The 26,317-nt window shown below is 36.3% G+C and carries 22 protein-coding genes; 18 read left to right on the top strand and 4 right to left on the bottom strand.

The features are described from left to right. Positions 1-171: 171 nt before the first annotated feature. Genes hemA through hemF form a run of 6 tightly spaced genes read left to right on the top strand, consistent with a single transcriptional unit; the run spans position 172 to position 5,337 of the window. Positions 172-1,425, top strand: coding sequence for a glutamyl-tRNA reductase (gene hemA / locus ES724_RS09970; RefSeq protein WP_146932587.1), 1,254 nt, complete (start codon positions 172-174; stop codon positions 1,423-1,425). Beyond that, positions 1,425-2,336: a hydroxymethylbilane synthase gene (gene hemC, locus ES724_RS09965; protein ID WP_146932585.1), complete on the top strand. Its 912-nt coding sequence runs from the start codon at positions 1,425-1,427 to the stop codon at positions 2,334-2,336. Before hemA ends, hemC begins: the two co-directional genes overlap by 1 nt. Positions 2,337-2,341: 5 nt before the next feature. Continuing rightward, positions 2,342-3,004, top strand: coding sequence for a uroporphyrinogen-III synthase (locus ES724_RS09960; protein ID WP_170249878.1), 663 nt, complete (start codon positions 2,342-2,344; stop codon positions 3,002-3,004). Next, a complete protein-coding gene (gene hemE / locus ES724_RS09955) occupies positions 3,001-4,026 on the top strand; it encodes a uroporphyrinogen decarboxylase (RefSeq protein WP_146932583.1) in 1,026 nt (341 codons plus the stop codon). The genes ES724_RS09960 and hemE overlap by 4 nt, the downstream gene beginning before the upstream one ends. 6 nt (positions 4,027-4,032) lie before the next feature. Further along, the gene (locus tag ES724_RS09950; protein WP_146932581.1) at positions 4,033-4,428 is read left to right on the top strand and encodes a hypothetical protein; all 396 of its coding nucleotides are present in this window, start codon (positions 4,033-4,035) and stop codon (positions 4,426-4,428) included. Between the two features lie 6 nt (positions 4,429-4,434). Further along, a complete protein-coding gene (gene hemF, locus ES724_RS09945; protein ID WP_146932579.1) occupies positions 4,435-5,337 on the top strand; it encodes an oxygen-dependent coproporphyrinogen oxidase in 903 nt (300 codons plus the stop codon). A gap of 429 nt (positions 5,338-5,766) precedes the next feature. On the opposite strand, the gene ES724_RS09940 is transcribed toward hemF, so the two are convergent. Both ES724_RS09940 and ES724_RS09935 read right to left on the bottom strand, forming a co-directional pair. Beyond that, on the bottom strand, positions 5,767-9,372 hold the full coding sequence (locus ES724_RS09940; RefSeq protein WP_146932577.1) for an ABC transporter permease/M1 family aminopeptidase: 3,606 nt from the start codon (positions 9,370-9,372) through the stop codon (positions 5,767-5,769). Positions 9,373-9,374: 2 nt separating this feature from the next. After that, positions 9,375-10,250: an ABC transporter ATP-binding protein gene (locus ES724_RS09935; protein WP_026836745.1), complete on the bottom strand. Its 876-nt coding sequence runs from the start codon at positions 10,248-10,250 to the stop codon at positions 9,375-9,377. A 230-nt stretch (positions 10,251-10,480) separates the two neighbouring features. Between ES724_RS09935 and hemB the strand changes: the two genes are divergently transcribed. From hemB to ES724_RS09900, 7 genes are all read left to right on the top strand, one after another. Then, positions 10,481-11,455, top strand: coding sequence for a porphobilinogen synthase (gene hemB / locus ES724_RS09930; protein ID WP_146932575.1), 975 nt, complete (start codon positions 10,481-10,483; stop codon positions 11,453-11,455). Between the two features lie 60 nt (positions 11,456-11,515). Continuing rightward, positions 11,516-11,872, top strand: a complete 357-nt coding sequence (locus ES724_RS09925; protein WP_146932573.1) for a hypothetical protein — start codon at positions 11,516-11,518, stop codon at positions 11,870-11,872. Between the two features lie 186 nt (positions 11,873-12,058). Then, positions 12,059-12,547 (top strand): hypothetical protein, encoded by a 489-nt coding sequence (locus ES724_RS09920; protein WP_246136856.1) that lies wholly within the window; start codon positions 12,059-12,061, stop codon positions 12,545-12,547. Between the two features lie 310 nt (positions 12,548-12,857). Beyond that, entirely contained in the window at positions 12,858-13,958 is a 1,101-nt protein-coding gene (locus tag ES724_RS09915) for a CNNM domain-containing protein (RefSeq protein WP_146932571.1), read from the top strand. Next, a complete protein-coding gene (locus ES724_RS09910) occupies positions 13,942-14,412 on the top strand; it encodes a methylated-DNA--[protein]-cysteine S-methyltransferase (RefSeq protein ID WP_146932569.1) in 471 nt (156 codons plus the stop codon). Before ES724_RS09915 ends, ES724_RS09910 begins: the two co-directional genes overlap by 17 nt. A gap of 39 nt (positions 14,413-14,451) precedes the next feature. Further along, positions 14,452-15,615 carry a serine hydrolase domain-containing protein gene (locus ES724_RS09905; RefSeq protein WP_146932567.1) on the top strand — a complete coding sequence of 388 codons (1,164 nt, stop codon included), beginning with the start codon at positions 14,452-14,454 and terminating at the stop codon, positions 15,613-15,615. After that, entirely contained in the window at positions 15,605-16,318 is a 714-nt protein-coding gene (locus tag ES724_RS09900; protein ID WP_146932565.1) for a 3'-5' exonuclease, read from the top strand. Before ES724_RS09905 ends, ES724_RS09900 begins: the two co-directional genes overlap by 11 nt. Before the next feature lie 410 nt (positions 16,319-16,728). Here the strand turns inward: ES724_RS09900 and amaB are convergent, their stop codons facing one another. Both amaB and ES724_RS09890 read right to left on the bottom strand, forming a co-directional pair. Further along, entirely contained in the window at positions 16,729-18,282 is a 1,554-nt protein-coding gene (gene amaB / locus ES724_RS09895; RefSeq protein WP_146932563.1) for an L-piperidine-6-carboxylate dehydrogenase, read from the bottom strand. An 88-nt stretch (positions 18,283-18,370) separates the two neighbouring features. Beyond that, positions 18,371-18,907 carry a 3-hydroxyanthranilate 3,4-dioxygenase gene (locus tag ES724_RS09890; protein WP_146932561.1) on the bottom strand — a complete coding sequence of 179 codons (537 nt, stop codon included), beginning with the start codon at positions 18,905-18,907 and terminating at the stop codon, positions 18,371-18,373. A 388-nt stretch (positions 18,908-19,295) separates the two neighbouring features. Here ES724_RS09890 and ES724_RS09885 point away from each other — a divergent pair, with 388 nt between their 5' ends. The 5 genes from ES724_RS09885 (at position 19,296) to ES724_RS09865 (ending at position 26,295) form a co-directional block, all read left to right on the top strand. Continuing rightward, a complete protein-coding gene (locus tag ES724_RS09885; RefSeq protein ID WP_146932559.1) occupies positions 19,296-20,399 on the top strand; it encodes an isoaspartyl peptidase/L-asparaginase family protein in 1,104 nt (367 codons plus the stop codon). Between the two features lie 157 nt (positions 20,400-20,556). Further along, positions 20,557-21,390 (top strand): phospholipase A, encoded by an 834-nt coding sequence (locus tag ES724_RS09880; protein WP_146932557.1) that lies wholly within the window; start codon positions 20,557-20,559, stop codon positions 21,388-21,390. 89 nt (positions 21,391-21,479) lie between these two features. Further along, positions 21,480-21,968, top strand: a complete 489-nt coding sequence (locus ES724_RS09875; protein ID WP_146932555.1) for a GbsR/MarR family transcriptional regulator — start codon at positions 21,480-21,482, stop codon at positions 21,966-21,968. A 37-nt stretch (positions 21,969-22,005) separates the two neighbouring features. Next, a complete protein-coding gene (locus tag ES724_RS09870) occupies positions 22,006-23,130 on the top strand; it encodes an efflux RND transporter periplasmic adaptor subunit (RefSeq protein WP_146932553.1) in 1,125 nt (374 codons plus the stop codon). Positions 23,131-23,151: 21 nt separating this feature from the next. Next, the gene (locus tag ES724_RS09865) at positions 23,152-26,295 is read left to right on the top strand and encodes an efflux RND transporter permease subunit (RefSeq protein WP_146932551.1); all 3,144 of its coding nucleotides are present in this window, start codon (positions 23,152-23,154) and stop codon (positions 26,293-26,295) included. Positions 26,296-26,317: the final 22 nt, after the last annotated feature.

The raw sequence follows: 26,317 nt of genomic DNA, 5'->3' as shown, positions 1-26,317 counted from the left end.
GTCTAAACTAAATATTCTATAGTATTTGAAATCACTACAAATTTAGCGTATTTGTGTCAATTAGCTATACATCTAACTATAAATCCCATCAAGCGACATATTTAGTACTTTGAGCGTTACTTTTTAAATAAGCTATCATTTACCTTTGCCATCGAATACCTAATTAGGTTCATGGAAAATTATCATATCTCTCGCGGGAAACACTTTTATACAATTGGATTAAGCTATAAAAAAGCCGATGCCGATATTAGAGGACATTTCAGCCTTACGGAAGAAGGAAAATCAAACTTACTGCAACAAGCCAAGATAGAAGGAATAGATGGTCTCATCGTTACTTCTACCTGTAACCGTACTGAATTGTATGGATTTGCACAGCACCCATATCAATTAATCAAATTGCTTTGCCAACATACTCACGGCACTGTGGAGGAGTTCGAAAAAGTGGCTTTTGTTTATAAAAACAGAGACGCCATTTCTCATATGTTTAAAGTGGGAACCGGTTTAGATAGCCAGATACTAGGGGATTTCGAAATTATAAGTCAGTTAAAACTCGCTTTTATAGCTTCAAAAAAGATTGGTGTTGCTAATCCTTTTATGGAGCGTCTAATAAATTCTGTTATTCAAGCAAGCAAGCGAATAAAGAACGAAACACAATTGTCTAGCGGTGCTACTTCAGTGAGTTTTGCTTCGGTTCAATATATTTTAAATGAAGTTGAAAATGTTACCAATAAAAATATTCTTTTATTCGGAACAGGAAAAATAGGTAGGGATACCTGTGAAAATTTGGTAAAACATTCCAAAAACAGTCACATCACCTTAATCAACAGAACCAAGAATAAGGCCGAAAAAATTGCCGGAAAGTTTAATTTACAAGTAAAAGATTACGCCGATCTTCAATCTGAGATTCGCCAAACAGATATTTTAATTGTGGCTACCGGAGCTCAAAACCCTACCATCTCTAAGGAATTGATCTACGCGAAAAAGAAATTATTGATCTTAGATCTTTCAATTCCTAAAAATGTAGCAGAAGATGTTATTGGGATGGAAAATGTAAGCGTGGTTCATTTAGATCAACTTTCACAGATGACGGATGCTACTCTGGAAAGAAGAAAAGAATTTATTCCGCAGGCACAAGAGATCATTAAGGAAGTTGAAGGGGACTTCAATAAATGGTTAGAAATGCGAAAATTCGCACCTACCATTAAAGCCTTAAAGAAGAAGTTGAAAACGATGAAAGATGCAGAACTGGATTTCCAGAGCAAGAAATTAGTAGACTTCAATAGTGAGCAAGCAGAAATAGTAAGCAATAGAATTATTCAAAAAATAATGAATCATTTTGCCAATCACCTTAAAGATGATACTAACACCTCAGATGAAAGTTTGGAACTTATCCAAAAAGTCTTTCAGCTAGAAGATTCCATATAATGAGTAAAGTTATTAGAATTGGCACCCGCGATAGTGAATTAGCACTTTGGCAGGCAAAGAACGTACAGGCCGCACTTGAGAAACTAGGACACAAAACAGAATTACTTCCTGTAAAATCTACCGGCGATCTAAACCTTGATCAGCCTTTATATGAAATGGGCATTTCAGGTATTTTCACAAAAACTCTGGACGTTGCCATGTTAACCGGGAAAATTGATATTGCTGTTCACTCTATGAAAGATGTGCCGACTGCATTACCAAAAGGAATTGTGGAAGCCGCTGTTTTAATAAGAGCAAATTCAAAAGACATACTTATCCATAAAGGCCTAGATTTTTTGAATTCTGAAGGAACTATTGCCACCGGAAGTTTGAGAAGGAAAGCACAATGGTTAAACAAATATCCAAGCCATAGCTCTGTAGATCTTCGCGGAAATGTAAATACCAGATTAAAAAAATTGGAAGACAACAACTGGGACGGCGCCATATTTGCCGCTGCCGGACTAGAACGCATCAATTTAACTCCAGAAAACTCTTTAGATCTGGACTGGATGATTCCAGCGCCAGCTCAAGGCGCCATGCTTGTAGTTGCTATGGAAAACGACACAGAAACACGTGATATACTAAAATCCCTGAATCATAGAGAATCTGAAATTTGTGTTCATATGGAACGTGAATTCTTGAAAATTTTGGAAGGTGGCTGTACGGCTCCAATTGGCGCTTTAGCAACTATTGAAGGAAATGAGATCTCATTTAAAGCAGCCTTATTCAGTTTAGATGGAAAAAAACAAGTTTCTATAGAAAGAAGGATCGCTATTGAAGACGCACCTAATTTCGGAAAAGAATGCGCCTTAAAAGTGCTGAATAATGGAGGAAGAGTGTTGATGGAAGGAATTAAAGAAGCCTTAAACTAACGAATATGGCTACCTTACTTTCCACAAAGATCCTTGCTGAAAATCAGAAACAATTGATTCTGAATTCCGGAATTGGCCTTGTGGAATATGATGCGATTAACATTGGTTTTGATAACTCTTCATTAGATGCACCAATTCCCAGAAACCTCATTTTTACGAGTCAAAATGGAGTAAAAGGTTTCTTTACTCAATATCCAGAGTTTCAAACCCGGGAACTTAATATTTATTGTGTTGGTGATAAGACCAAGCTTGAGATAGAAAAAAATGGATATTCTGTAGTCGCTTCAGCAAATTCTGCTGAAGAATTAGCTCATATGATAGTGAATGAATTCAATGAAAAACAATTTCTTTATCTCTGCGGATCTAAGCGGAGAGAGGAATTACCCGACCTTCTAAAAAAACAGAATATCTCTATTCAGGAATTAGAAGTATATACCACTACTTTGAATCCTAAAAAATTCAATAGAAATTTTGAAGGCATACTGTTTTTCAGCCCAAGTGGCGTTCAAAGCTACTGCAAGAAAAATGACTTAAATTTGAGTGTTGCTTTTTGCATTGGCCCTACCACTGCAGCCGAAGCTAAAAAACATACTCAAAATATAATTATAGCAAATAAGCCTAGTATTGAAAATGTGATCGTACAGGCGGTTAAAAAATATAAGAAATGATCAAGAACGATTTATTTTTAAGAGCACTAAAAGGAGAGACCGTAGATAGGCCACCAGTTTGGATGATGCGCCAGGCAGGAAGATATTTACCAGATTTCATGAAATTAAAAGAAAAATATGATTTCTTCACCCGTTGTAGAACTCCGGAGTTAGCAACAGAGATCACTGTAATGCCTATAAATCAAGTAGGTCCAGATGCAGCTATTTTATTTAGTGATATTCTTGTGATTCCTCAAGCTATGAATATTGAGGTAGAAATGAAGCCCGGCGTTGGGCCTTGGTTGCCAAACCCCGTGCGTACCAGCAAAGATGTTGAGAAAGTAATTGTCCCAAATGTACATGAAGAGTTAGGTTATGTGATGGATGCCATTAAAATGACCAAGCAAGCGCTGAATGATGAGGTGCCGTTGATAGGTTTTGCGGGTTCTCCGTGGACTATTTTATGCTACACTGTACAAGGCCAAGGTTCCAAGAATTTTGATATCGCAAAGAAATTTTGTTTCACAAATCCTGTTGCTGCACATATTTTGCTTCAAAAAATAACCGACACTACCATCGCTTATCTAAAAGCGAAAGTTGCTGCTGGGGTAGATGCGGTGCAGATCTTTGATTCTTGGGGAGGAATGTTGTCACCAACAGATTATCAAATCTTTTCATGGCAATATATGCAACAAATTATAGATGCTTTAAAAGATGAAGTGCCTGTGATCGCATTTGGAAAAGGATGTTGGTTTGCATTAGATGAAATGTCTAAATCTGGAGCTTCGGCATTAGGAATAGATTGGACTTGTTCTGCAAGAAATGCACGTTATTTAACTGGAGGAAAGATCACACTTCAAGGGAATCTTGATCCTACAAGATTATATTCGCCACCTGCAGAGATCAGAAAAATGGTTCATCAAATGATCGATGAATTCGGAAAAGACAGGTATATTGTAAATCTAGGTCACGGAATTTTACCAGATATTCCAGTAGAGAATGCCCGTGCTTTTGTAGATGCGGTTAAAGAATATTCGAAATAATTCATAATGCTTAACAAAGGTCTAAAAGACGAAGAGAACCAAAAGATCAATGAGCTTATTGGCAAATTGATCGCCTTGGAATTTGTTCCTGAATTTTATGATAGTGAACAACGATCAAAGGTTAATGGACTCTTATTTGAAGAGCTAGGTTTTAGAATTTCAGATCTTCAAGCTTGGTCTTCTGAAGAATTGTTGATCAAATTGAAACAATTGAACTTTGACTTTTCAAATTACGAACAATTTGGAGATCTTCTTTTAAAGTTAATTCCTTTAGAAGATGTAGATCATGAATCGCACTTGGCGAAAAGCACGATAGCCGTTTACGAAACAGCACAAATAGAGAGTAAAACATTTTCGTTTAGTTTAATTCAGAAATTAAATCAAGCAAAAGCATTAGTATAGATTCGCATGAAAAATAGATTCCTCCAATATATAGAGCAACTACAAGACTCCATTACTTCCAAATTGGAAGAAGTAGATGGTGGTACAAAGTTTAAAGAAGATCTTTGGAATCGCCCAGAAGGTGGTGGCGGAAGAACACGAGTTATAGAAAATGGCGGGGTTTTCGAGAAAGGCGGAGTGAATATCTCTCAGGTGCATGGCCCACTTCCTCCTGCAATGCAACAATATTTTAAGGTGGGAGAAGTAGATTTTTTCGCCTGTGGATTAAGTTTAGTCCTTCATCCAAAAAGCCCGATGGTGCCTACAGTTCATGCAAACTGGCGTTATTTTGAAATGTACGATAAGAGCGGAACCCTTATAGACAGTTGGTTTGGTGGCGGGCAAGATCTTACACCTTATTATTTATTTGATGAAGATGCAAAACATTTCCATGAGATCTGCAAAAAGGCCTGCGATGCACATCATCCAGATTTTTATACTGAATACAAGCAGAAATGTGATGAGTATTTCTGGAATGCACATAGGGATGAAGCCCGAGGAATTGGAGGTTTATTCTTCGATTATTGTAAAGCTTCAGAAAAGATGAGCATGGAAGATTGGTTCAATTTTGTTACCGAAGTGGGAAATAGCTTTTTAGCATCTTATATTCCAATTGTTGAAAAAAGAAAAAAACTCCCATATTCTAAAGAACAAAGTGATTGGCAGGAGATAAGACGTGGCCGCTATGTAGAATTCAATTTAGTACATGATAAGGGTACTTTGTTTGGCTTAAAGACCAACGGCAGGATAGAAAGCATTTTAATGAGTTTACCGCCACATGTGCAATGGGTATACGATCATCATCCAGAATCTGGAAGTGAAGAAGAGCGACTTTTAGAGGTGCTAGCACATCCTAAAGATTGGGTATAGGCTAACAACCCATCCCCAGCCCTTCCCTGGGGGAAGGGAGCAAATATTTTATCAAGATCAGGGCAAATCTAAATATAGCCTTCATTATTTAAATCAAAAAAGCCTTCCAATTTCACTTTAAAAAGTGAAACTTGAAAGGCTTTAAAGAATTATTCTAATTTAAGTTTTAAAGGCCAGATAGTTTCATATTCAATTATGTATTATTTATGAGAATGTCAGGTTGAGCGAAGTCGAAACCTAATTTTTACATGCAATGATTCTTCACTTCGCAAATGACATTAGAGTCTCCACTTGTCATCCTGACGAAGGAAGGATCTCTTTTATAATACGATGATAGTACTCCTATGAGATTCTTCACTGCGTTCAAAATAACAATCGTGCTGCTATCTTGAACGTGTTTCAGAATCACATAAAATTTATTTTTTCTCCCTATTCTTCAATAGATTTCAAATTATCATCTGAGTTTCTATCTATCAATTTATTATATGGATCTATTCCTGCTTTTAAAGGTTTTTTATCGGTGATAATCGTGAATTTATTATCTCCAGGTTCTAACCATTTCAATTCAAAATAGAATGGATCTTTAATTGTCACTTGTTCCTCATTTACCACGTCTTCACCGAATAAGCCAATATCCACAAGATTCTTTTTCTTATCTATTTCACGTTCTCTTCCTGCATCATCATAATAGATCTTTTTAGAATTCACGGTAAAAGTAGTTTCCCACTTGCCAGTCTTCAGTTCTTTGGTGTTGGCATTAATTACTCGGTTCTCATAAAGCACAATTTCCTTAAAACCATCATCCACTTTATATTTTAGGGAGTCTGGAGTTACTTTGTATAAAGCTCTATATAAATCTTCTGAAGTAGCATAATATCCTTTTTCCATATACTTGAACTCTTCTAGAAAGCTACGAAGTCCTGCATTTACTTTATCTTCTCCTATAACATCTTGAAGGTCGTACATGATCATGGAACCTTTCTCATACCAGATATACTGCCCGGTTTCAACATTTATTAAAGAGCGTTCCGGTTTGAAACTGAATTGTCTACTAGATAAGTATCTATCCAGAGAATTCTTTAAAAATGATTTAATACCATTTTCGCCATATTCTTGTTTCATGGTCATAAGTGAAACATACTCCGCTAAAGTTTCAGAAATAATATTAGCCCCAGAGGTTTTACTCGGAGTTACAATATGCCCCCACCACTGGTGAGCTACTTCATGAGAAGTAACCCTAAACGCATAGTTATAATCTTCGGCCTTAGAGAAATCTGCTACAAAACCAAAGTCTTCAGAATAAGGGATGGTGGTTGCAAATGATTGTGCAAAATTAGAATGCGCTGGAAATTCGATAATCCTGATCACAGAATATGGATATTCAAAAAAGTTTTTCGAGTTATAATCCAACGAGATTTTAATTCCCTTAATAAAGTAATCTAAATTTCTCTTATGTTTTGGAGAATGATAGATCTCAATATCTACTTTTTTCCCACTAGGAGCGATCCAAAAATCATTCTTAACCTCATATTCTGCAGAAACAAAACTGAAAAAATAATCTGTTTTTCCTTCTAATTTATAATTGAAATAACTGCGGTCATTTTCTTCCCATTTTTTAGTGAGCACTCCGGGTGCAATTGCCGTTTGACCTTTCGAAGTACTAAGGGTGGCTTCAAAAGTCATATAATTTGCGTCCTCATTAAAAAGGTTCTTTTTAAGCGCAATACTATCTGTTCTTGGGGGATATAAATAATCCAGTTTTTTCAAACCATTCTTTATCCGAACTCCATTATCGCTTAAAGCACGATCATAATGAAAGGTTGGGAAGATTGCATCTCTAAAGAACGTTCCATTCCCTAAAACTGCCGTTTCTGTATCTGAAGAAAATCCTTTGGTGGTCGCTTTTGTTTCAATTACTAGCGATGCCGAATCTTTTGGCTGTAAAGGTTCTGGTAATTTGTACATAAAAAGGCGGTACACTGTATCCTTCAAAAATGGTTTCAGCTCTACATCATTGTAAACTACTTTTGTAATTCTGGTATCTGCTATAGGGAATTTCACTTCCATTAAAAGCGTGTCTAGGGCCACATCAAAGTTATTAACCACTTTGAATTCGCCTTTAGCCTCTATCCTTCTGTCTTCAGGGAAAATGTCTATAAATGCTTTGAGATCAGTCACTTGAATATGAGGTTTCCCTATGTATTTACCATATTTCTTTTCAGCATCTGCATTTACTTTTTCGCCATAATTCCCGTCTTCTATCTGATTTAAAACTTTCAGGTTGTAGTAGCTATAAGCCCCAACTGAAGCAAAAGCAAATAAAAACACTAAGGTGTACGCGATGGTCCTTCCTGTAAATCGCTGTTTTGCTAATAGTAAACGCTCCTTCCCTGACGAGAAAAAGCCTCGGTTCCAAAAGAGCTTTCCAATAACTGCTAATATGCAAGTAAGTAAGATCCAATAGGCATTCAACCAGAACTCTCCAACTAAGTAATGTCCAAATCCATTAAGGTCGCTTAAGAATCCTCCTGGAGTTCCCCCAAAGATCACTAATGGGTTCGAGGTTTTAAAGGCAAGAGTTAACAGTAATGGTAAGCCAATATAAATAACTATCACTATAAAATGTCCTAAAAACTTATTGTTCACCAATACATGAATGAAAAATGCCAATAACAATGTCATGATAAAAGATGGGAATATCTTGACAAAATTATATGTGAAATACATCCCCAGTTCGTAATCGAAATAACCATTAAAGGTTTGATATATAATTCCAACCACTATACTAATTACAGTTAGTACTACTGCAACTCCAATGAGTGAAATTATTTTAGAAAGGTATAAGGTGTTATTGCTAACTGGAAGGGCATCGTAAAACTCAAAAGTTTTATTTTGTCTGGTTCTATGAACTGCTTCTCCTGCATAAATGATAAGAATTATCACAGAGAACAATGAAATTCCACCAGCGATCTGAGCGACCATATATCTGGTTAGCGGCATCGAGGGTGTTCCATATATTTGATTGGATTGATAGGCTACAAAACCAGCGATCACAATACCGATTACCATTAAAATAATGAAAACCGTTTCCTTTACTATGGAAAGAAATTCTATTTTACTTAGAGACCATAAATTTTCTCTTCTTGCTTTGCTGTTAAATACCTGAACCACTTTTGCAATTGCATGACCCGCTTTATATTCTTCTTTATCTTCTTTTGTGTTTTGCTTCTTTTTTGAAGACAAAAAGCCTTTGTAAGAAAAGCGAAATAAGGTGAATACAAAAATACCAATAGCTAATCCTAACCAAATCATCCTGTTGATTAAAAACTTACCAGAAAGAGAGAGTTGTGTAGTATTAAGTTCGTGTACAGACCAATATTTATCTATAAAATTTTGTGCTTCAGCTCCAAAAGGATCTACATAAACACTTAACCATTCGGTATCTAAGTTTGCCAAAAGTCTTGAGGAAACTATGGTAAGAATAAAGATCACGATCCCACCCAGATACAAAATAGGCATACGTTTAAAAAACGTCATTAATCCAAAGAATAAACTTCCAATAAAGAATGCATTAAAGGTTAACAAGTAGACAAATGGATAAAAATAGGAGGCAAAGTTGAAAGATGTATAGATTCCATAATCTGGCCTATCTAAAAATATTCCAATCGCAAATCCGCACATTGCACCTAAAACTGCTGCAATATTCATAAATGTAACTATTGTAAAACTTCCCCAGAATCTACCCAGAATATAATTCTTTTCTGAAACAGGAAATGTAAAATAGGTTTGGGCTGTTCTATGCTCTTCGTCTCTATAAACAGCAACTCCCATTATTGCCGCGTAAAAGAAAAGATATAGCACACTCATACCTCCCAAAACACCCATAATGGCATTCGGACTGTTTGTGAATTGTGCCGTGTTCGATTTTTCAAATACCGCGATTAATAGTGGAATAAGAAAAGCTATAAATATGTAGATATAGGTTGCGGGTCTGCGCATTCTATATTTTAGCTCAAATAAGTAAATCTCTTTCATAATTATACAGTTTGAGGTTGGTTGATGCTATAGAAATAAAAATCTTCTAAAGTATTATTCACTACTTCAAAACCATCCCCAGGCTGTGATTCACTATAAACATTCACATTTAACTGCCCGCTTCTTAAATAAGCAGATAACACACTGTATTCTTCCTGATATTTTTCTAATTCTTCTTTATCTATTTTCTTTCTGAAAATCCGCCCATTCAGCGAATTTGTCAATTCCAGAGGATGTCCTTGAACCACTACAGAACCTTCATTGAAAACTGCCATATTGGTACATAAATTAACAACATCGTCTACAATATGGGTAGATAAAATAACTACTGCATCTTCCCCTAACTCACTCAATAAATTATGGAAACGATTACGCTCCATAGGATCTAATCCTGCTGTAGGCTCATCTACAATTATCAATTTCGGATTTCCAATCAAGGCTTGGGCAATTCCGAACCTTTGACGCATTCCTCCCGAATAATCACCTAAATTTCTTTTTCTGAATTTATATAGATTCACCTTATTCAATAGATCTGCTACATAAGCAGTTCTATCAGACTTATTATGAATTCCTTTGATTTTTGCGATATGATTCAACATCATTTCTGCTGAAACTTTTGGGTACACTCCGAAATCTTGAGGTAAGTACCCCAATACTTTCCGAAGTTCTTCTGGCTCACTAAAAACGTCTATCCCATCAAATTCAATACTGCCAGTATCACTGAGTTGCAATGTGGCAATTGTTCGCATTAAAGTAGATTTACCGGCGCCATTTGGGCCTAATAAGCCAAACATTCCCTTATCTATTTCTAAATTAACATTGTTAAGTGCCTTTGTTCCGTTGGGATACGTTTTATTCAAGTTTTTAATGGAAAGCATAGTTGGTAGATTAGCTGAGTTTTATCTTTAAACCTATTAGTAACTAATAAGCAGTTACGTTACAATTTTAACCAAATATTCGAAAATATAATCCCGATAGCTATATACCAAGAAATTCTTAAGCATGCTTTATATTTGCAAATGCGAACTAACGTGCCGTAGATTTTGAAAGTAACTAGTTGCCATAAATTCGTTACTACCTTGAGTTGATTAATAAAAAGTTAATTCCTATGTATCCATTAAGAAGAAATAGAAGACTTAGAACCAACGAAACTATTAGATCATTGGTTAGAGAAAATATAATCTCTCCAAACGATTTTTTAGTGCCATTATTTGTAGTTGAAGGGAAGGGCGTGAAGGAAGAGATCGCATCTATGCCTAACTATTATAGATTCAGTTTGGATTTGTTGGAAAAGGAAGTGAAAGAGCTTTGGAAACTGGGACTTAAATCGGTGTTGCTATTTGTAAAGGTGCCGGACAGTTTAAAAGATAATGCAGGAACCGAAGCTTTAAATGCTGAGGGTTTAATGCAACGAGCGATTAAAACTGTGAAAAATGCCGTTCCTGAAATGTTGGTAATGACAGATATCGCTTTAGATCCTTATTCTTCTTTTGGTCATGATGGAGTAGTTGCCGATGGAAAAATATTGAATGATGACACCACCGCAATTTTAGCTGAAATGTCACTTTCGCACGCCATAGCAGGTGCCGATTTTGTTGCGCCCAGCGATATGATGGATGGAAGGATCTTCGAAATTAGAACATTATTGGAAGATGAAGGTTTTCATGACACGGGAATTATAAGCTACTCTGCAAAATATGCTTCTGCATTTTACGGGCCTTTTCGCGATGCACTAGATTCTGCTCCAGGATTTGGAGACAAAAAAACCTATCAGATGGATCCGGCAAACAGGGAAGAAGCTATTCGTGAAACCTTGATGGATATTGAAGAGGGTGCAGATATAGTAATGGTGAAACCAGGACTGTGTTATTTGGATATTGTTCGTGAAATTAAAAACGCAGTGACAGTTCCAGTAGCAGTGTATCAGGTTAGTGGAGAGTATGCAATGATAAAAGCTGCTTCAGAAAAAGGCTGGTTAGATCATGATGCTGTGATGATGGAGCAATTAACTGCAATTAAACGTGCAGGAGCCAATATGATAGCAAGCTATTTTGCAAAAGATGCCGTAAAATTAATTTCTTAAGCTGTTGAAATTTAGCTTGATTTTTTTATTGCGAATTCACTTTTAATGTACATTTGTTAGGTGAAAATCAAGAAGCTACCATTTAGTATTTCATTATTGCTAATTACGTTATTTAATGTAGTTAGCAGTTCGGCATTTTCATTCCCTTCAGAAACTCTGGATCTAAATTCCAGACACTCTTATACCTTTAAATTAGAACAAAACACCAAGGCTATCTATACAGAAGAAGCCTCGGTTTCCGTAGTTATAGAAATAGCCTCAAACCCAGACTATTTCAATTCAGGCGGGATTGGTATAAATTCCTTTGATTCTTCTGAATCTCTTAGCCGCACTTATACTTATAATCTGTGGTTACATAACCCAGATCTTAAGCATCTACTCTCACAACAAATATTTCCATTTCAGTTTTTTTGGTAAGGTTTTTTCTAGTTGAATTCTCGAAAATTTGGTCTTTATAATTACTTGAGATCTATCTGTTCTTGTTTTCAACTCTTCAGAAAAATATTAAACAAAACAATTAATGAAAACCCTTTTTTTAGTGCAAGCTTTATAGCCACTTACAAGAAAGATGTTTTCTAGAACACTACTTAAAATTAAATTAAAATGGAAAATTCATCAGCTATCATGGGTATCGCCCTATTGGCTTTATTTGTTGGACCTATCATCTTTATGATCGTACGCCACTCATCAAAAGAAAAAAGAGTAAAGAAAAGATTACACAGCCTTGCAACTGAACATAACATGAAGTTGGATCAGATTGAAATAACCAATTCCTTATTACTTGGCTTGGACAGTACCACTAAAAAATTCTTGGTAATAGATCCAAAAGACCATACTAAATATGAAGTGATAGATCTTAAAAGTGTAGGACAAAGTGTTGTTGCCAAATCCGGTCATCAACAAAAAATAGGAAATAAGAATAAACTTGCCTTAACACATATCGGATTAGAACTATTGAAGAACAATTCTAAGGAGAAAGTAAAGGAGGTGATTTTTTATGATGAAGATGACAACGATAGTTTAGATGCCGATGCACAATTATTCATGGCAAATAAATGGGATAAACTCATAAAATCCAATCTTTCCGCTTAATCTCAGTGGGTTTAATTCCCGATGCTCGTACCTACCGGATAAGCGGGATTGTATAAAAATAAACTAATTTATAAGCTGTTATCGGTAGTTTTTACCGGTAACAGCTTTTTTAAATCAAGAACTCAGAGTAAGCCCATGAAGTATGTCCCATTCGCTATAGGAAGGAATACAGTTTTAAAATTCAGAAGTATCCCGATGCTTATCTGGACGGGGATTAAACCTTCAATGACGAACTAAACGGCTTTACCAATACTTTAGGAAAAATGTAGTAAAGAATCCTTATTTTAGTGTCCTAAAACTAAATGCAACAATGGGCTTACTTATTCTTTATGCTACTCTTGCCATTTTTTTTTCATTTTTATGCTCTATTCTGGAAGCGGTTTTACTTAGTATAACTCCTACTTTTATCCGTATTAAAAAAAAGGAAGGAAAGGCTTATGCAACCACTTTAACACATTTCAAAAACGATATAGATAAACCTCTCATCGCCATTTTAACTTTAAACACGGTTGCCCACACTGTGGGAGCAATTCTTGTAGGAGTGCAGGCGGAGAAGGTTTTTGGAGGCGGAGGAAATTCAGTAGGAATCGTATCAGCTGTAATGACCTTGGCAATATTAATTCTTTCTGAAATAGTTCCAAAAACAATTGGAGCAACGTACTGGCAATCGCTTGGAAAATTTACTGTTATATGTTTAAAAATCTTATTATTTCCATTGAAATACACAGGGATTCTTTGGTTGATGATGCTTACCACCAAACTAATTGGAAAATCGGCACACGTAAGTACCATGAGTAGGGAGGAATTTATGGCAATTACCGATGCAGCGGAGGAAGAAGGTTTTTTTGAAGAAAAAGAAACTACTGTTATCAAAAATCTGCTTGTGTTCAAATCGGTCGAGGCAAAAGATGTAATGACCCCATTTTCTGTCGCCACCATAGAAGATGAGTCTACCAGCATTGAAGATTTTCACCGCGCGAATAAAAATTTAAAATTTTCCAGAATCCCAGTTTATAAAGGCAAGCCCAATAATATTACGGGTTTCGTGCTTAAAGATGATATTCTTGAGGAAATGATAGACGAAAGAGGCCCGGAACCTTTAAGCATTTTAACAAGGGATGTTTTCATCACCAATCCCAACACTCCAATACCAGAGCTTTTCGAGATTTTTATCAAACGAAAAGCCCATATTTCAATAGTAGCCGATCAATATGGAAACACCATCGGATTGGTAACAATGGAAGACATTATTGAAACCCTCTTAGGACTTGAGATCATGGATGAAAACGATAATATTGAAGATATGCAACTTATGGCTCGACAAAACTGGGAAAAGCGAGCTAAAAAACTCGGACTTATTCAGCAAAATGATTCGGAAATAAAATCTGCTAATAATGACGGTCAGTCTTAAAACTCCCTTGGGGATCTGTTATATAACTGGTGATAAAGATGGGATTTCAGAAATTAGGATCGTAGATGAAGAGAGAGAAATAAGCGTTGATATTCCTGGATTTATAATTCCTGCCGTTGATCAACTTAAGGCTTATTTTAATGGGCAGCTTCAGCATTTTGACTTTAAATTAAACCCAAAAGGAACACCGTTTCAAAAAAAAGTCTGGGAAGCATTAAACAAAATTCCATTTGGAGAAACTCGCTCGTATTTAAAACTTTCTAAAGAGTTAGGGGATGTAAAGGCCATTCGTGCTGTGGCTTCGGCAAATGGGAAAAACCCCTTGTGGATAGTTAGTCCTTGACACCGGGTGATTGGAAGTGATAGTTCTTTAACCGGTTATGCGGGTGGACTTTGGAGAAAAAAATGGTTATTGGACTTTGAAAATCCTCCTTTACAACAAGAGCTATTTTAAAATTCTCTCTTAAGATAAAAAGCCCTATTTTTAGTGACTATGAGGTTATTCTTGAAAATTATCGGTGCGTTTTTAGCTACTATTCTCTTAGTAGTGATTCTATTATATCTGTTCAATTATGATTATATCCTAAAAGGAATTCAAGTGATCTATTTACAAGGTCATAATACCGCTTATATAGATGACTATCCCGAATTTGAAAATCGTGTAATTGAAGCAGATTCTTCTTTGACCTCTTCATGGCCAACTCATAAGAACTACAATGAAACTAAACCAACTGATAAACTAACAGATCTCAACAATGAGTTAGGGACTGTCGCTTTTCTTATAATTAAAAACGACAGTATTTGGTATGAAGATTATGCAGAAGATTACGAGTTGCTTTCAAAAACCAACTCATTTTCTATGGCAAAATCTATAACTGTTGCTCTACTCGGGAAGGCTATCAAGGATGGATATATCAAGAATCTAAACCAACCGGTAGGGGATTTCTTTCCAGAATTCAATAAAGGATTGCAGGCAAAATTAACTGTGGGCGATCTGGCATCTATGTCCTCTGGATTAGACTGGGATGAAGATTATTTTAATCCCTTTTCTCAAACTGCCAGAGCTTATTTTGGCGATGATATTAGAAAAGAAGCCTTGAATCTAAAAGTAGTGGAAGAACCTGGAATTTCCTTTGAATATTTAAGCGGGAACACCATTTTATTGGGGATTGTAATAGAAAAGGCCACTGGAAAGAATCTCTCCAATTACCTGAGCGAGAGTTTTTGGAAACCAATGGGAATGGAGTATGATGCCCTTTGGCAATTGGACAGCGAAGAAAATGGAATGGAAAAAGCTTATTGCTGTATTGCTTCCAATGCCCGGGATTTCGCCCATTTTGGCAAACTATTTAAAGACAACGGAAAGTGGAATGGACAACAATTACTGGATCCAGATTTTGTGAAAAAGGCAACCAATGCAAGATTTAAAGATTCTCAGCAATATGGATATGGCTTTTGGTTAAATGATTACAAAGGCAAAGATATTTTTTACATGCGCGGAATATTAGGTCAATATGTAATTGTGATCCCTGAGGATGACCTTATTATAGTGAGGTTAGGACATGATCTTATCCGAAGAGAAGAAGGTGAAAATCACTCGAAAGATTTCTTTATTTATATAGATGAAACCTATAAAATGTTGAAAAATGCTTCATAAAATATCAATAGAACACATCCTTTTTCTGGATATAGAAACAGTCCCCGAGACCCGTACTTTCCAAGAGCTCTCTCCTATAAAACAGCAGCTATGGGAAGAGAAATCCAAGTACCAGCGAAAAGAAGAATTTACGGCAGAAGAATATTATGTTCGTGCAGGAATCTGGGCCGAGTTTGGTAAAATAGCATGTATCTCGGTAGGGTTTTTCAAAAGCAGAGAAGATTCCAGAACTTTTAGATTAACAACATTTAAAGGAGAGGAAGAAAAAATTCTGAAAGATTTTTCCAACTTATTAAGTACACACTTTTATAAAGATCATCATCTTTTATGTGCCCATAATGGCAAGGAATTCGATTTTCCTTTCATTGCCAGAAGAATGCTTGTACATGGCCTTTCCCTTCCACCTAAACTGAATCTCTTCGGAAAGAAACCTTGGGAAGTGCCGCATTTAGACACCTTGGAATTATGGAAGTTTGGAGACTATAAACATTATACTTCTCTTAAACTACTTACCAATGTGCTTGGTATTCCATCACCTAAAGACGACATAGATGGCTCTGAAGTTAGAGATGTGTTTTATGAAGAGCGAAATATTAACAGGATCGCAGTTTATTGCGAGAAGGATGTAATAGCAATTGCACAGATTATTTTAAAATTTAGGCAAGAGAAACTTTTAGAAGAATCTGAAATCATTTCAGTTTAAATAAGACTTCAACAGGCTACCATTGACGTATTTTCAAAGTTACTCTGAATAAGAGACCCTGAAACTCCCGAAGTATCGGGACAGCGTGACGATACTGGTTTTAACTTCCGTCATGCTGAACTCGTTTCAGCATCTTACATACGTCAATTTCCTACGCTAGATAATTTTTTATCACAGGGCTCAGCCTGACATTGTCTTCCTATTATCATCTGAAAGAAATGAAATGAAATGAAAAATCTCAATTTGGTAAAGAGATTCCTCCTCTGTCGGAATGACATCAAGAGTTGTCTAAAAGTGTCTGCAGAAGTCCTTTTTGAGAATGATTTATTTACCAATATCAAACAAAAAAACCACCTTTTTCAAGGTGGTTTTTTCTAATATCTAAAATCTTAGATCTCTATTCTAAATTACTATAAATCGAACTTGATTCCTTGCGATAATGGCAATTCTGTTGTATAATTAATAGTATTTGTTTGTCTTCTCATATACACTTTCCAAGCATCAGATCCAGACTCACGTCCACCACCAGTATCTTTTTCACCTCCAAAGGCGCCACCAATTTCGGCTCCACTGGTTCCAATATTCACATTGGCAATTCCACAGTCCGATCCGTTTACAGATAAGAAATATTCTGCCTCTCTTAAATTATTGGTCATAATCGCAGAAGAAAGACCCTGCTTCACTCCATTCTGTAATTCCATTGCATCTTCAATATTTCCAGAATATTTCATCATGTACAATACAGGAGCAAAAGTTTCATGCTGAACGATCTCGTAAGAGTTCTTAGCTTCAGCAATTGCTGGTTTCACATAACAACCGCTTTCAAAACCTTCACCTTCTAAAACACCACCTTCAACAATGATGTTTCCACCTTCTTCAACAACTTTAGTCAAAGCATTTTGGTAATTTTTCACCGCATCTTTATCTATAAGTGGTCCCATGTGGTTATTTTCATCTAAAGGGTTTCCAATGCTTAATTGCTTGTAAGCGGCAACAATAGCATCTTTTACTTTATCGTAAATAGATTCGTGAATTATAAGTCTTCTTGTAGAAGTACAACGTTGACCTGCAGTTCCCACAGCTCCAAATACAGCACCAATAACGGTCATTTTAATATCGGCATCTGGAGTTACAATAATTGCATTGTTACCACCTAATTCCAATAAAGAATTTCCAAGACGTTCCGCTACTTTAGAAGCAACGATCCTACCCATTCTGGTAGATCCAGTTGCAGAAATAAGCGGAATACGATTATCTGTAGTCATCATTTCTCCTACTTTATAATCTCCAGTCACGAGACAAGAAATTCCAGCAGGCACATTGTTTTCTTCAAATACTCTTGCAGCTATTTTTTGACAAGCTACAGAAGTAATTGGTGTTTTTTCAGATCCTTTCCAAACACAAGCATCTCCACAAACCCAAGCCAAAGCTGTATTCCAAGACCAAACAGCCACGGGGAAATTAAAAGCAGAAATAATTCCTACTACTCCAAGTGGGTGGTATTGTTCGTACATTCTATGTCCAGGACGCTCAGAGTGCATGGTAAGTCCGTGCAATTGTCTAGATAATCCAACTGCGAAATCGCAGATATCTATCATTTCTTGAACCTCGCCTAAACCTTCTTGATAAGATTTACCCATTTCATAAGAAACCAATTTTCCAAGTGGTTCTTTCAAACGGCGTAACTCTTCATTGAATTTTCTAACTATTTCTCCACGTAATGGTGCAGGCATTGTTTTCCAGCTTTTGAAACCTTCGGTAGCAGCAGTCATCACTTTCTCATAATCTTCTTTAGAGGTAGTCTTCACTTTCCCTATCAACGAACCATCTACAGGCGAATATGATTCAATAATTTCACCACTTCCAAAAAATTCTGCTCCGGTAGAAGTCCCTTCATTTATATCTTTAATCCCAAGGTCTTTTAAGGCCTGTTTAATGCCAAACTTTTCTGCTATATCACTCATTTAATCGTGTTTTTATCTTTAATTATAACTAGTAGTTGCGAAAATAATAAATATAATAGGAAACCCGTCCCTAATCTACTTTCATTCTCTAAGAATTAATAAACCGCTCGTCTACAGGCATCACAGTCACACAATTATCACAAGTTCGCAATTCCTTACTGCCATAAAAATGCTTAAAATGTCCTAGGAAATCGGTTTCTATATCATGCAATGGGAAATAAACTTCATAAAGTTTATGGTTGCAATTATCGCAAAACCAAAGCAAGCCATCATCTCCTTCTTCACCCAGACGCTTCCGCTCTACAACCAGACCGATAGATCCTGCTTCCCGAACAGGGGAATGAGGTATTTTCCCGGGATGTAAATACATATCTCCAGGTCCCAGCGTCATCACTTGTTTTTCCCCATTTTCCTGAACACAAATTTCTATATTCCCTTCTAACTGAAAGAACAATTCTTCTGTTTCATTATAATGATAATCCTTTCTAGCATTTGGCCCTGCCACTATCATTACTATATAATCGTCACTTTCTTTATATAAATTTTTATTTCCCACCGGCGGCTTTAACAAATCTCTATTTTGTTCCACCCATTTCGTAAGATTAAAAGGCTTATTTATTGGCATAGTCTCTCATTTTATAAAAGTTGTTTAAAATTAATCATTCTCACACAGATAGTTGTGAAGCTTATCTAAATGTTTTGGGCATGTTCGCTACCGCGAACCGCGCTATTTGTTACAAGTCCTCGCCCCGATCACGATCGGTGCTCCGGGCTTTTCACTACTATCGCTCATGCAAAAGACACAATCATATGAATCAAGAACCTCGGGGCAAACATAAGAGGTATTAATTGAAAAATACTTTTAAAAATTCGAGGCAAGCCCGCATGAATGAAATTCTTTTCGGGCACGCCTCGGGGGAATTAAACCCTCAATGAGGAATTAAAATAAATCAACTTCAAAACTGTTTATAATTTTAGTACTTTTATTTCAAACATCTCAACACCCAAAATTTATGAAAAAAATACTACTTCTTCTTTCTATTACGCTTTGTTTAGCGTGTAACAATGCTTCCGAAGAAAGAAAACCAATAGATAAACCTCAGAAAAAAACCACTTCAGACAAAGTAGAAGCCGATAATTTTGGAATCGCGATTCACGGAGGCGCAGGAACTATTTTAAAAGAAAACATGTCCGATTCTTTGGAAACTGCCTATAAAGCTGTTTTAGAAGAGGCGGTAAGAGCAGGTCACGAAATTCTTGCAAATGGAGGGACTTCTATAGATGCCATTCAACGCACAATTAATATCATGGAAGATTCCCCGCTTTTTAACGCAGGGAAAGGAGCCGTTTTCACCAATCAGGAAACCAATGAAATGGACGCTGCTATTATGGATGGGGAAACCCTGAATGCTGGAGCTGTAGCAGGTGTAACCACTGTGAAAAACCCTATTAATCTTGCTTTTCAGGTAATGGAGAATTCACCACATGTGCTTCTTTCCGGAAAAGGAGCCGAGCAATTTGCAAAGGAACGCGAGTTAGAAATTGTAGATCCTTCTTATTTCTATACAGAAAACAGATTTCAATCGCTTCAAAGAGTAAAAGAAGCTGAAAAAATGAAAGCAGACAGCACAGATAACAGAACTGCATTTTACGATCCATATATTAAAGAATCCAAGTTTGGAACGGTGGGTTGTGTCGCTTTAGACAAGAACGGTAATATCGCCGCAGGAACTTCCACCGGTGGGATGACCAACAAAAAATGGAATCGTATAGGAGATGTGCCAATTATTGGTGCGGGTACCTATGCAAATAACGCTACTTGTGCTGTTTCTGGAACTGGTTGGGGAGAATATTTTATGAGAGGAGTTGTAGCCTACGATATCTCAGCCATGATGGAATACAAAAAAATGAGCTTAGAAGAAGCAGCCAGAAAGGTGATCCAAGGAAAATTAACTGAGCTAGGAGGCGAAGGTGGAATTATTGCCATAGATAATAAAGGGAATATTGCTATGGAATTTAATTCTGCGGGAATGTATCGAGCTGCAATGAATAAAAAAGGAGATTTAACGATAGGGATCTACAAAGAAAATGAAAATCTCGAAGAAGTAAATAAGTAAGCACAAATCGATATAACAATTTAAGCTCCAATTATTTGGAGCTTTTTTTATGCTTTAATTAACTAAGAAGAATTGGGAGTCTATAGCTTACTTAGAAAGTTAAAAGTATCTTTGCCGACTGAAAATTTCGCGCATTTATTGCATCAATATCCTTATTATGAAAAGTATACTTTTTACTTGCTTTATCCTTACAGCATTTCTTAACCAAACCTCAACATTTGGTCAGCGTTTAACGAGAGAACAAGTTAATGATACCATTCATGCATTGCCTTCATTTTCTAGTCATCAGGATAATTTTTTTATAAGCGGAGTGCCAACAAACAATACGATCACAAAAGACAATTCCGATATCAAGTATCAAATTAGCTTCAAACAAATGGTAAGCAGGGCTACTTTACCGCTAAATAGTTACTTATTTGTTACTTATACCCAAAAAGCATTTTGGAATGTGTATCGAGACTCTAGTCCTTTTGAGGAGATTAATTTTAATCCAGGTGTTGGTGTGGGAAAGCCAGTTTTTAATAGAGAAGGATATATATTCGGTCTAGCAGAATTGAAATTTGAGCATGAGTCCAATGGAAGAGATAGTTTAGATAGTAGAAGTTGGAATAGAATTACAGGGGTGTTCCATACTCCATTAGGGAGACGCACTATTTTGAGCGCCAAAGCTTGGCTACCTTTTGCCTACACCGAAAATCACCCAGATTTACTAGATTATGTAGGCTTAGGAGAAGTTAAGGTTGAACAAACAATTCTTGCAAACCGCTTGATTGCGAGTGTTACTGTGAGAAAGGGCTTAAAAGATTGGAAAGGATCTGTAAGCTCAAGAATCTACTACAAACTATTCAATAATTCCGGGAACCAATACCTTATGTTGGAATGGTTTGCCGGGTATGCAGAAAGTCTTATAGATTATAATAAATATACCAGTATGGTGAGACTTGGGTATGTAATTAAATCTTCAGATTTAGATATTTTAAAGACCAGATAATATTCCCCTAAAGTATTTAACAAAATCTTAGTTTTGATTGGTTCGTATTTTACCGAACTAATACTAATTTTGCATTTCAAATTTTAGAAATGCAAAAGGAATTAATAGAAAGGAAAAATAAGCTGGTAGAAAGATTAGGCGTTTTTATTGAGAATGAAGACAATATGGCTCCGCTGGAAGCTAGAATTTTCTCAACTCTAATCATTACCGGAAAAGGTGGTATTACTTTCGAAAACTTAGTAAAAGACCTTAATGCCAGCAAAAGCACTATCTGTACACATTTAAATACGCTGCAAGCATCTGGCAGAGTAAGCTATTTTACCAAACCGGGAGATAGAAAACGCTATTTCAATGTTGCTCCAAATAGACTTCTTCAAGTTATGAATGAAATGCTGGCGAAGTGGAATATGCAGCATGATATCCACTCAGATATTATTGAATATAAAAAAGAAGCCAATAGCCAAAACACTGTAGACGCTGAGGAGTTTGATCTTCATTTTCATGAAAACTATCTTTTATTTCTGGAAGAAGTAAGCAATGCTGTTAACAAGTTGAAGAAAAATATCGCAGAATTATAATCTAATCATCCTATTACGCCTATCAAATAAAGACATCATGAAGAATATTCTAAAATTATTAATTGTATCCATAGGATTAATATCTCTTGCCTCCTGCGGAGAAGGAAAAGATCAGAATGCTGCTCAGGCTGCACAACCAAAGCCCTATCCTGTTTATGAAGTGCCCACAAAAACAGTTACTGGATTTACTACTTACCCTGCAAGTATAGAAGGAATTGTGAATAGTGAGGTAAGAGCAAAAGTTTCAGGTTATATCACTAAAGTCTTGGTAGATGAAGGTGAACAAGTAAAAGCAGGACAGATATTATTTAAACTAGAAACTCAATCTTTATCTCAAGATGCTGCTGCTGCTAAGGCAAATGTAAATGCCGCACAAGTTGAGGTGGATAAACTGAAGCCTCTGGTAGAAAAGAACATTATAAGTTCTGTTCAATTAGAAACTGCTAAAGCAAAACTTCAACAAGCACAAAGTGGTTATAATAGCATCCTGGCAAATATTGGATATGCAAATATAAAAAGCCCAGTAGACGGTTATGTAGGTGCAATACGTAAAAGGGAAGGAGCTTTAATTAGCGCTTCAGATCAAGAACCACTAACCACCGTTTCAGACATTAGTAAAGTATACGCCTATTTCTCTATGAATGAATCAGATTATTTAGATTTTATTCAAGATGCAGAGGGAACTACTATTCAAGATAAAATAGATAATATTCCGGCAGTACGATTGAAACTTGCTAATGGAAGTCTTTATGATCAAGAAGGAAAGATACAAACCATCAACTCTGTGATCAATCCCAATACAGGGTCTATTTCCTTTAGAGCTATTTTCGATAATCCTTCAAGATTATTAACCAACGGCAATAGTGCTATACTAGAAATCCCTAAAACATATAAAGATGTTTTAGTTATTTCACAAGAATCCACTTACGAGCAACAAGGAAATACACTGGTGTTTAAATTACAGAATAATGATTCTGTAGTTTCTTCTATTGTTAAGGTAAAGGCTAAAGTTGACAATCTTTATGTTATTGAATCTGGAGTAGAACAAGGAGATAGTGTGGTTGCAAAAGGAACAGATAAATTAAGAAGTGGTACAAGAATAAGTCCGCAACCGGTTGCATTTGATTCTGTTGCAAAACCCCTGGAGAAAGTATTTAACTAACCAGAGAAGAAAGAAAATATCATGATTAAAAAATTTATTGAACGTCCGGTTCTCTCAACGGTAGTTTCCATTATTATTGTAATACTAGGAATCCTAGGGTTAACAAATCTGCCTATTACTCAATACCCAGATATTGCACCCCCAACTATTACGGTAAGTACTGCTTACCCGGGCGCCAGTGCAGAAACTATTCTGGAAAGTGTAATTGTACCTATAGAAGAGCAAATTAATGGGGTGGAGGGAATGACCTATATAACCTCTACTGCCACCAATAATGGTACTGCTTCTATCACTGTATATTTTGACCAAAATGTAGATCCAGATATTGCCGCGGTAAACGTACAGAACCGTGTAGCAAGAGCCAATCCATTATTACCGGCAGAGGTAAAACAAACCGGGGTAACCACACAGAAGCAGCAAACCAGTGCGTTGATGTATCTTTCATTTTTTAGCACCAATCCAGATTACGATGACACTTTTATTCAGAATTACCTTAAAATAAATGTGATTCCAGAGATCCAGAGGGTGAATGGAGTTGGTAATGTCTCCGTATTTGGAGGGAAAGATTACGCGATGAGAATTTGGTTACAGCCAGAAAAATTGAAAGCTTATAATCTTATTCCCTCAGATATAACCGCAGCGCTAAGAGAACAAAGTTTAGAAGCTGCAGCGGGTTCTTTAGGTGAAAATAACGGAGAAACCTTTTCTTACACTATTACATATAGCGGAAGATTTAAGACAGAAGATCAATATAGTAACATTGTAATTAAAGCATTAGGAGACGGGCAGTTTTTAAGGCTGAAAGATGTTGCTGAAATTGAACTAGATGCACAGTCTTATGATGGTGGTTCTACCACTAATGGATATCCGGCAGTAAACATGGGGATCTTCCAAACAAAAGGATCTAATGCACAAGAAATTATTATTACGATTAAAGTACAACTGGAACTTATAGAAAAAGATCTTCCAGATGGAATAGAAATTTTTATTCCTTACGATACCAATAACTTTTTGAATGCCTCTATTGAAAAAGTAGTAACTACATTAATGGAAGCGTTTCTACTTGTATTTCTTGTAGTGTTCATATTCCTTCAGGATTTTAGATCTACGCTTATTCCTGCTATTGCAGTTCCTGTATCTATTATTGGAACATTCTTTTTCTTGAACCTCTTTGGATACTCCATTAACCTTCTTACGCTTTTCGCATTAGTATTAGCCATTGGTATTGTGGTAGATGATGCCATTGTGGTGGTGGAGGCCGTTCACGCTAAAATTGATGAAGGTGCCAATGATGTTAAAAAGGCTACCGTAAATGCTATGGATGATATATCTGGAGCTATTATTTCTATTACCTTAGTAATGGCAGCTGTATTTATTCCGGTTACTTTTATTAAAGGACCAACTGGAGTTTTCTATGAGCAATTTGGAGTAACTCTCATTATAGCCATTATAATTTCTGCAATAAACGCTTTAACCTTAAGTCCTGCGCTTTGTGCTTTGTTATTAAAACCACACGAAAAGAAGCAAAAAGGAAAAGAGAAAAAGAATTTTCTTCAACGTTTTTATACTGGATTTAACCGCGGATTTAATGCTACCATCCACAGATATGGACAATCATTAGGCTTCTTATTCAAACATAAATGGATCACTCCCGTAATTCTCCTAATTGCTGTTGGAGGGATCTGGTGGGCTTCTTCTACAACACCAACAGGATTTGTACCAGACGAAGATCGGGGAATTATATTTATGAACGTAGAGCTTCCTGCGGGTGCTTCTCTTGATAGAACCGATGAGGTGAATCAAAAACTTTACGAAAAGATCTCTCAACTTCCAGAAGTTAAAGGAGCATCTGTTATTAACGGTAGAAGTTTAATTAGTGGAGCTGGAAGTAATTATGGTCTTGGGTTTATAAAGTTGAATGATTGGGATGAGCGTGAAGATGATAGCCAGTCTATCGAAGCCGTAACCGGAAAATTATTCGGGATTGCAGCTACTATACCTGAAGCGAACGTTATATTCTTCTCGCCTCCAAGTATTCCCGGGTTTGGTAACTCCTCTGGTTTTACGGTGAACTTGTTAGATAGATCTGGATCTAGTTTTGAAGAATTAGATAAAGTGAATCAGGAATTCAAGCAAAAATTAACTGCAAGACCGGAAATACAATATGCGCAATCTTCCTTCAACACCAGCTATCCTCAATACGAGATAGAACTAAATGTTCCGGTGGCGAAGAAGTTTGGAGTTCCAATTAGCAGTATTTTCTCTACGTTACAAGGATATATTGGTGGAGTTTATGCTTCAGACTTTTCGAGGTTTGGTAAACAATACCGCGTATACATTCAATCTTTACCAGAAGATAGAGCTACCAAAGATGCACTTAATGAGCTATATGTTAGAACTGAAAGCGGTGAAATGGCACCAATCACCGAGTTTATGACTCTAAAACGAGTATATGGTCCGCAATCTGTTACAAGGTTCAACTTGTTCAACTCTACAACCCTTACTGGAGCTGTAAATCCAGGATATAGCTCTGGAGATGCAATTGCTGCAATAGAGGAAGTGGCTAAAACATTACCTAGCAATTATAGTACTGCATACTCTGGATTAACGCGTGAAGAAGTTAGTGCGGGAAATCAAACCACAACGATCTTTATTCTCTCAATCATATTTGTATATTTCTTACTAGCTGCACAATATGAAAGTTATTTATTGCCACTTTCGGTTCTTTTCTCATTACCACTAGGGGTTTTTGGAGCATATCTCACTACAAAGCTTACTGGTTTGGAGAACAATATATATTTCCAGATCGCTTTGATAATGCTGATAGGACTACTTGCCAAAAATGCCATTCTAATCGTGGAGTTTGCTATACAGCGAAGAAAGAATGGAGAATCTATTGTAGATGCTGCTATAGATGGTGCAAAAGCACGTTTGAGACCTATTTTAATGACCTCTTTCGCCTTTATTCTTGGTTTGACGCCATTGGTTTTAGCCAACGGTGTTGGAGCGCAAGGTAACCGTTCTATTGGTACAGGTGCTGTTGGTGGACTATTGATAGGAACTATAACCGGGGTGTTTGTTATTCCAATTTTATTTATGTTTTTCCAATGGTTACAGGAAAAAGTTGGTAAAAAACCGGAGCCAGATACAATAGAGAGTGAATAATCTGAACAAGAAATTTAATACA

Origin of the sequence: Gillisia hiemivivida (assembly GCF_007997295.1) — a bacterium.
In the GTDB taxonomy this organism is placed as follows: Bacteria; Bacteroidota; Bacteroidia; order Flavobacteriales; family Flavobacteriaceae; genus Gillisia; species Gillisia hiemivivida.
The sequence above is the reverse complement of the archived record's forward strand: the minus strand, read 5'-3'. Positions and strand labels throughout refer to the sequence as shown.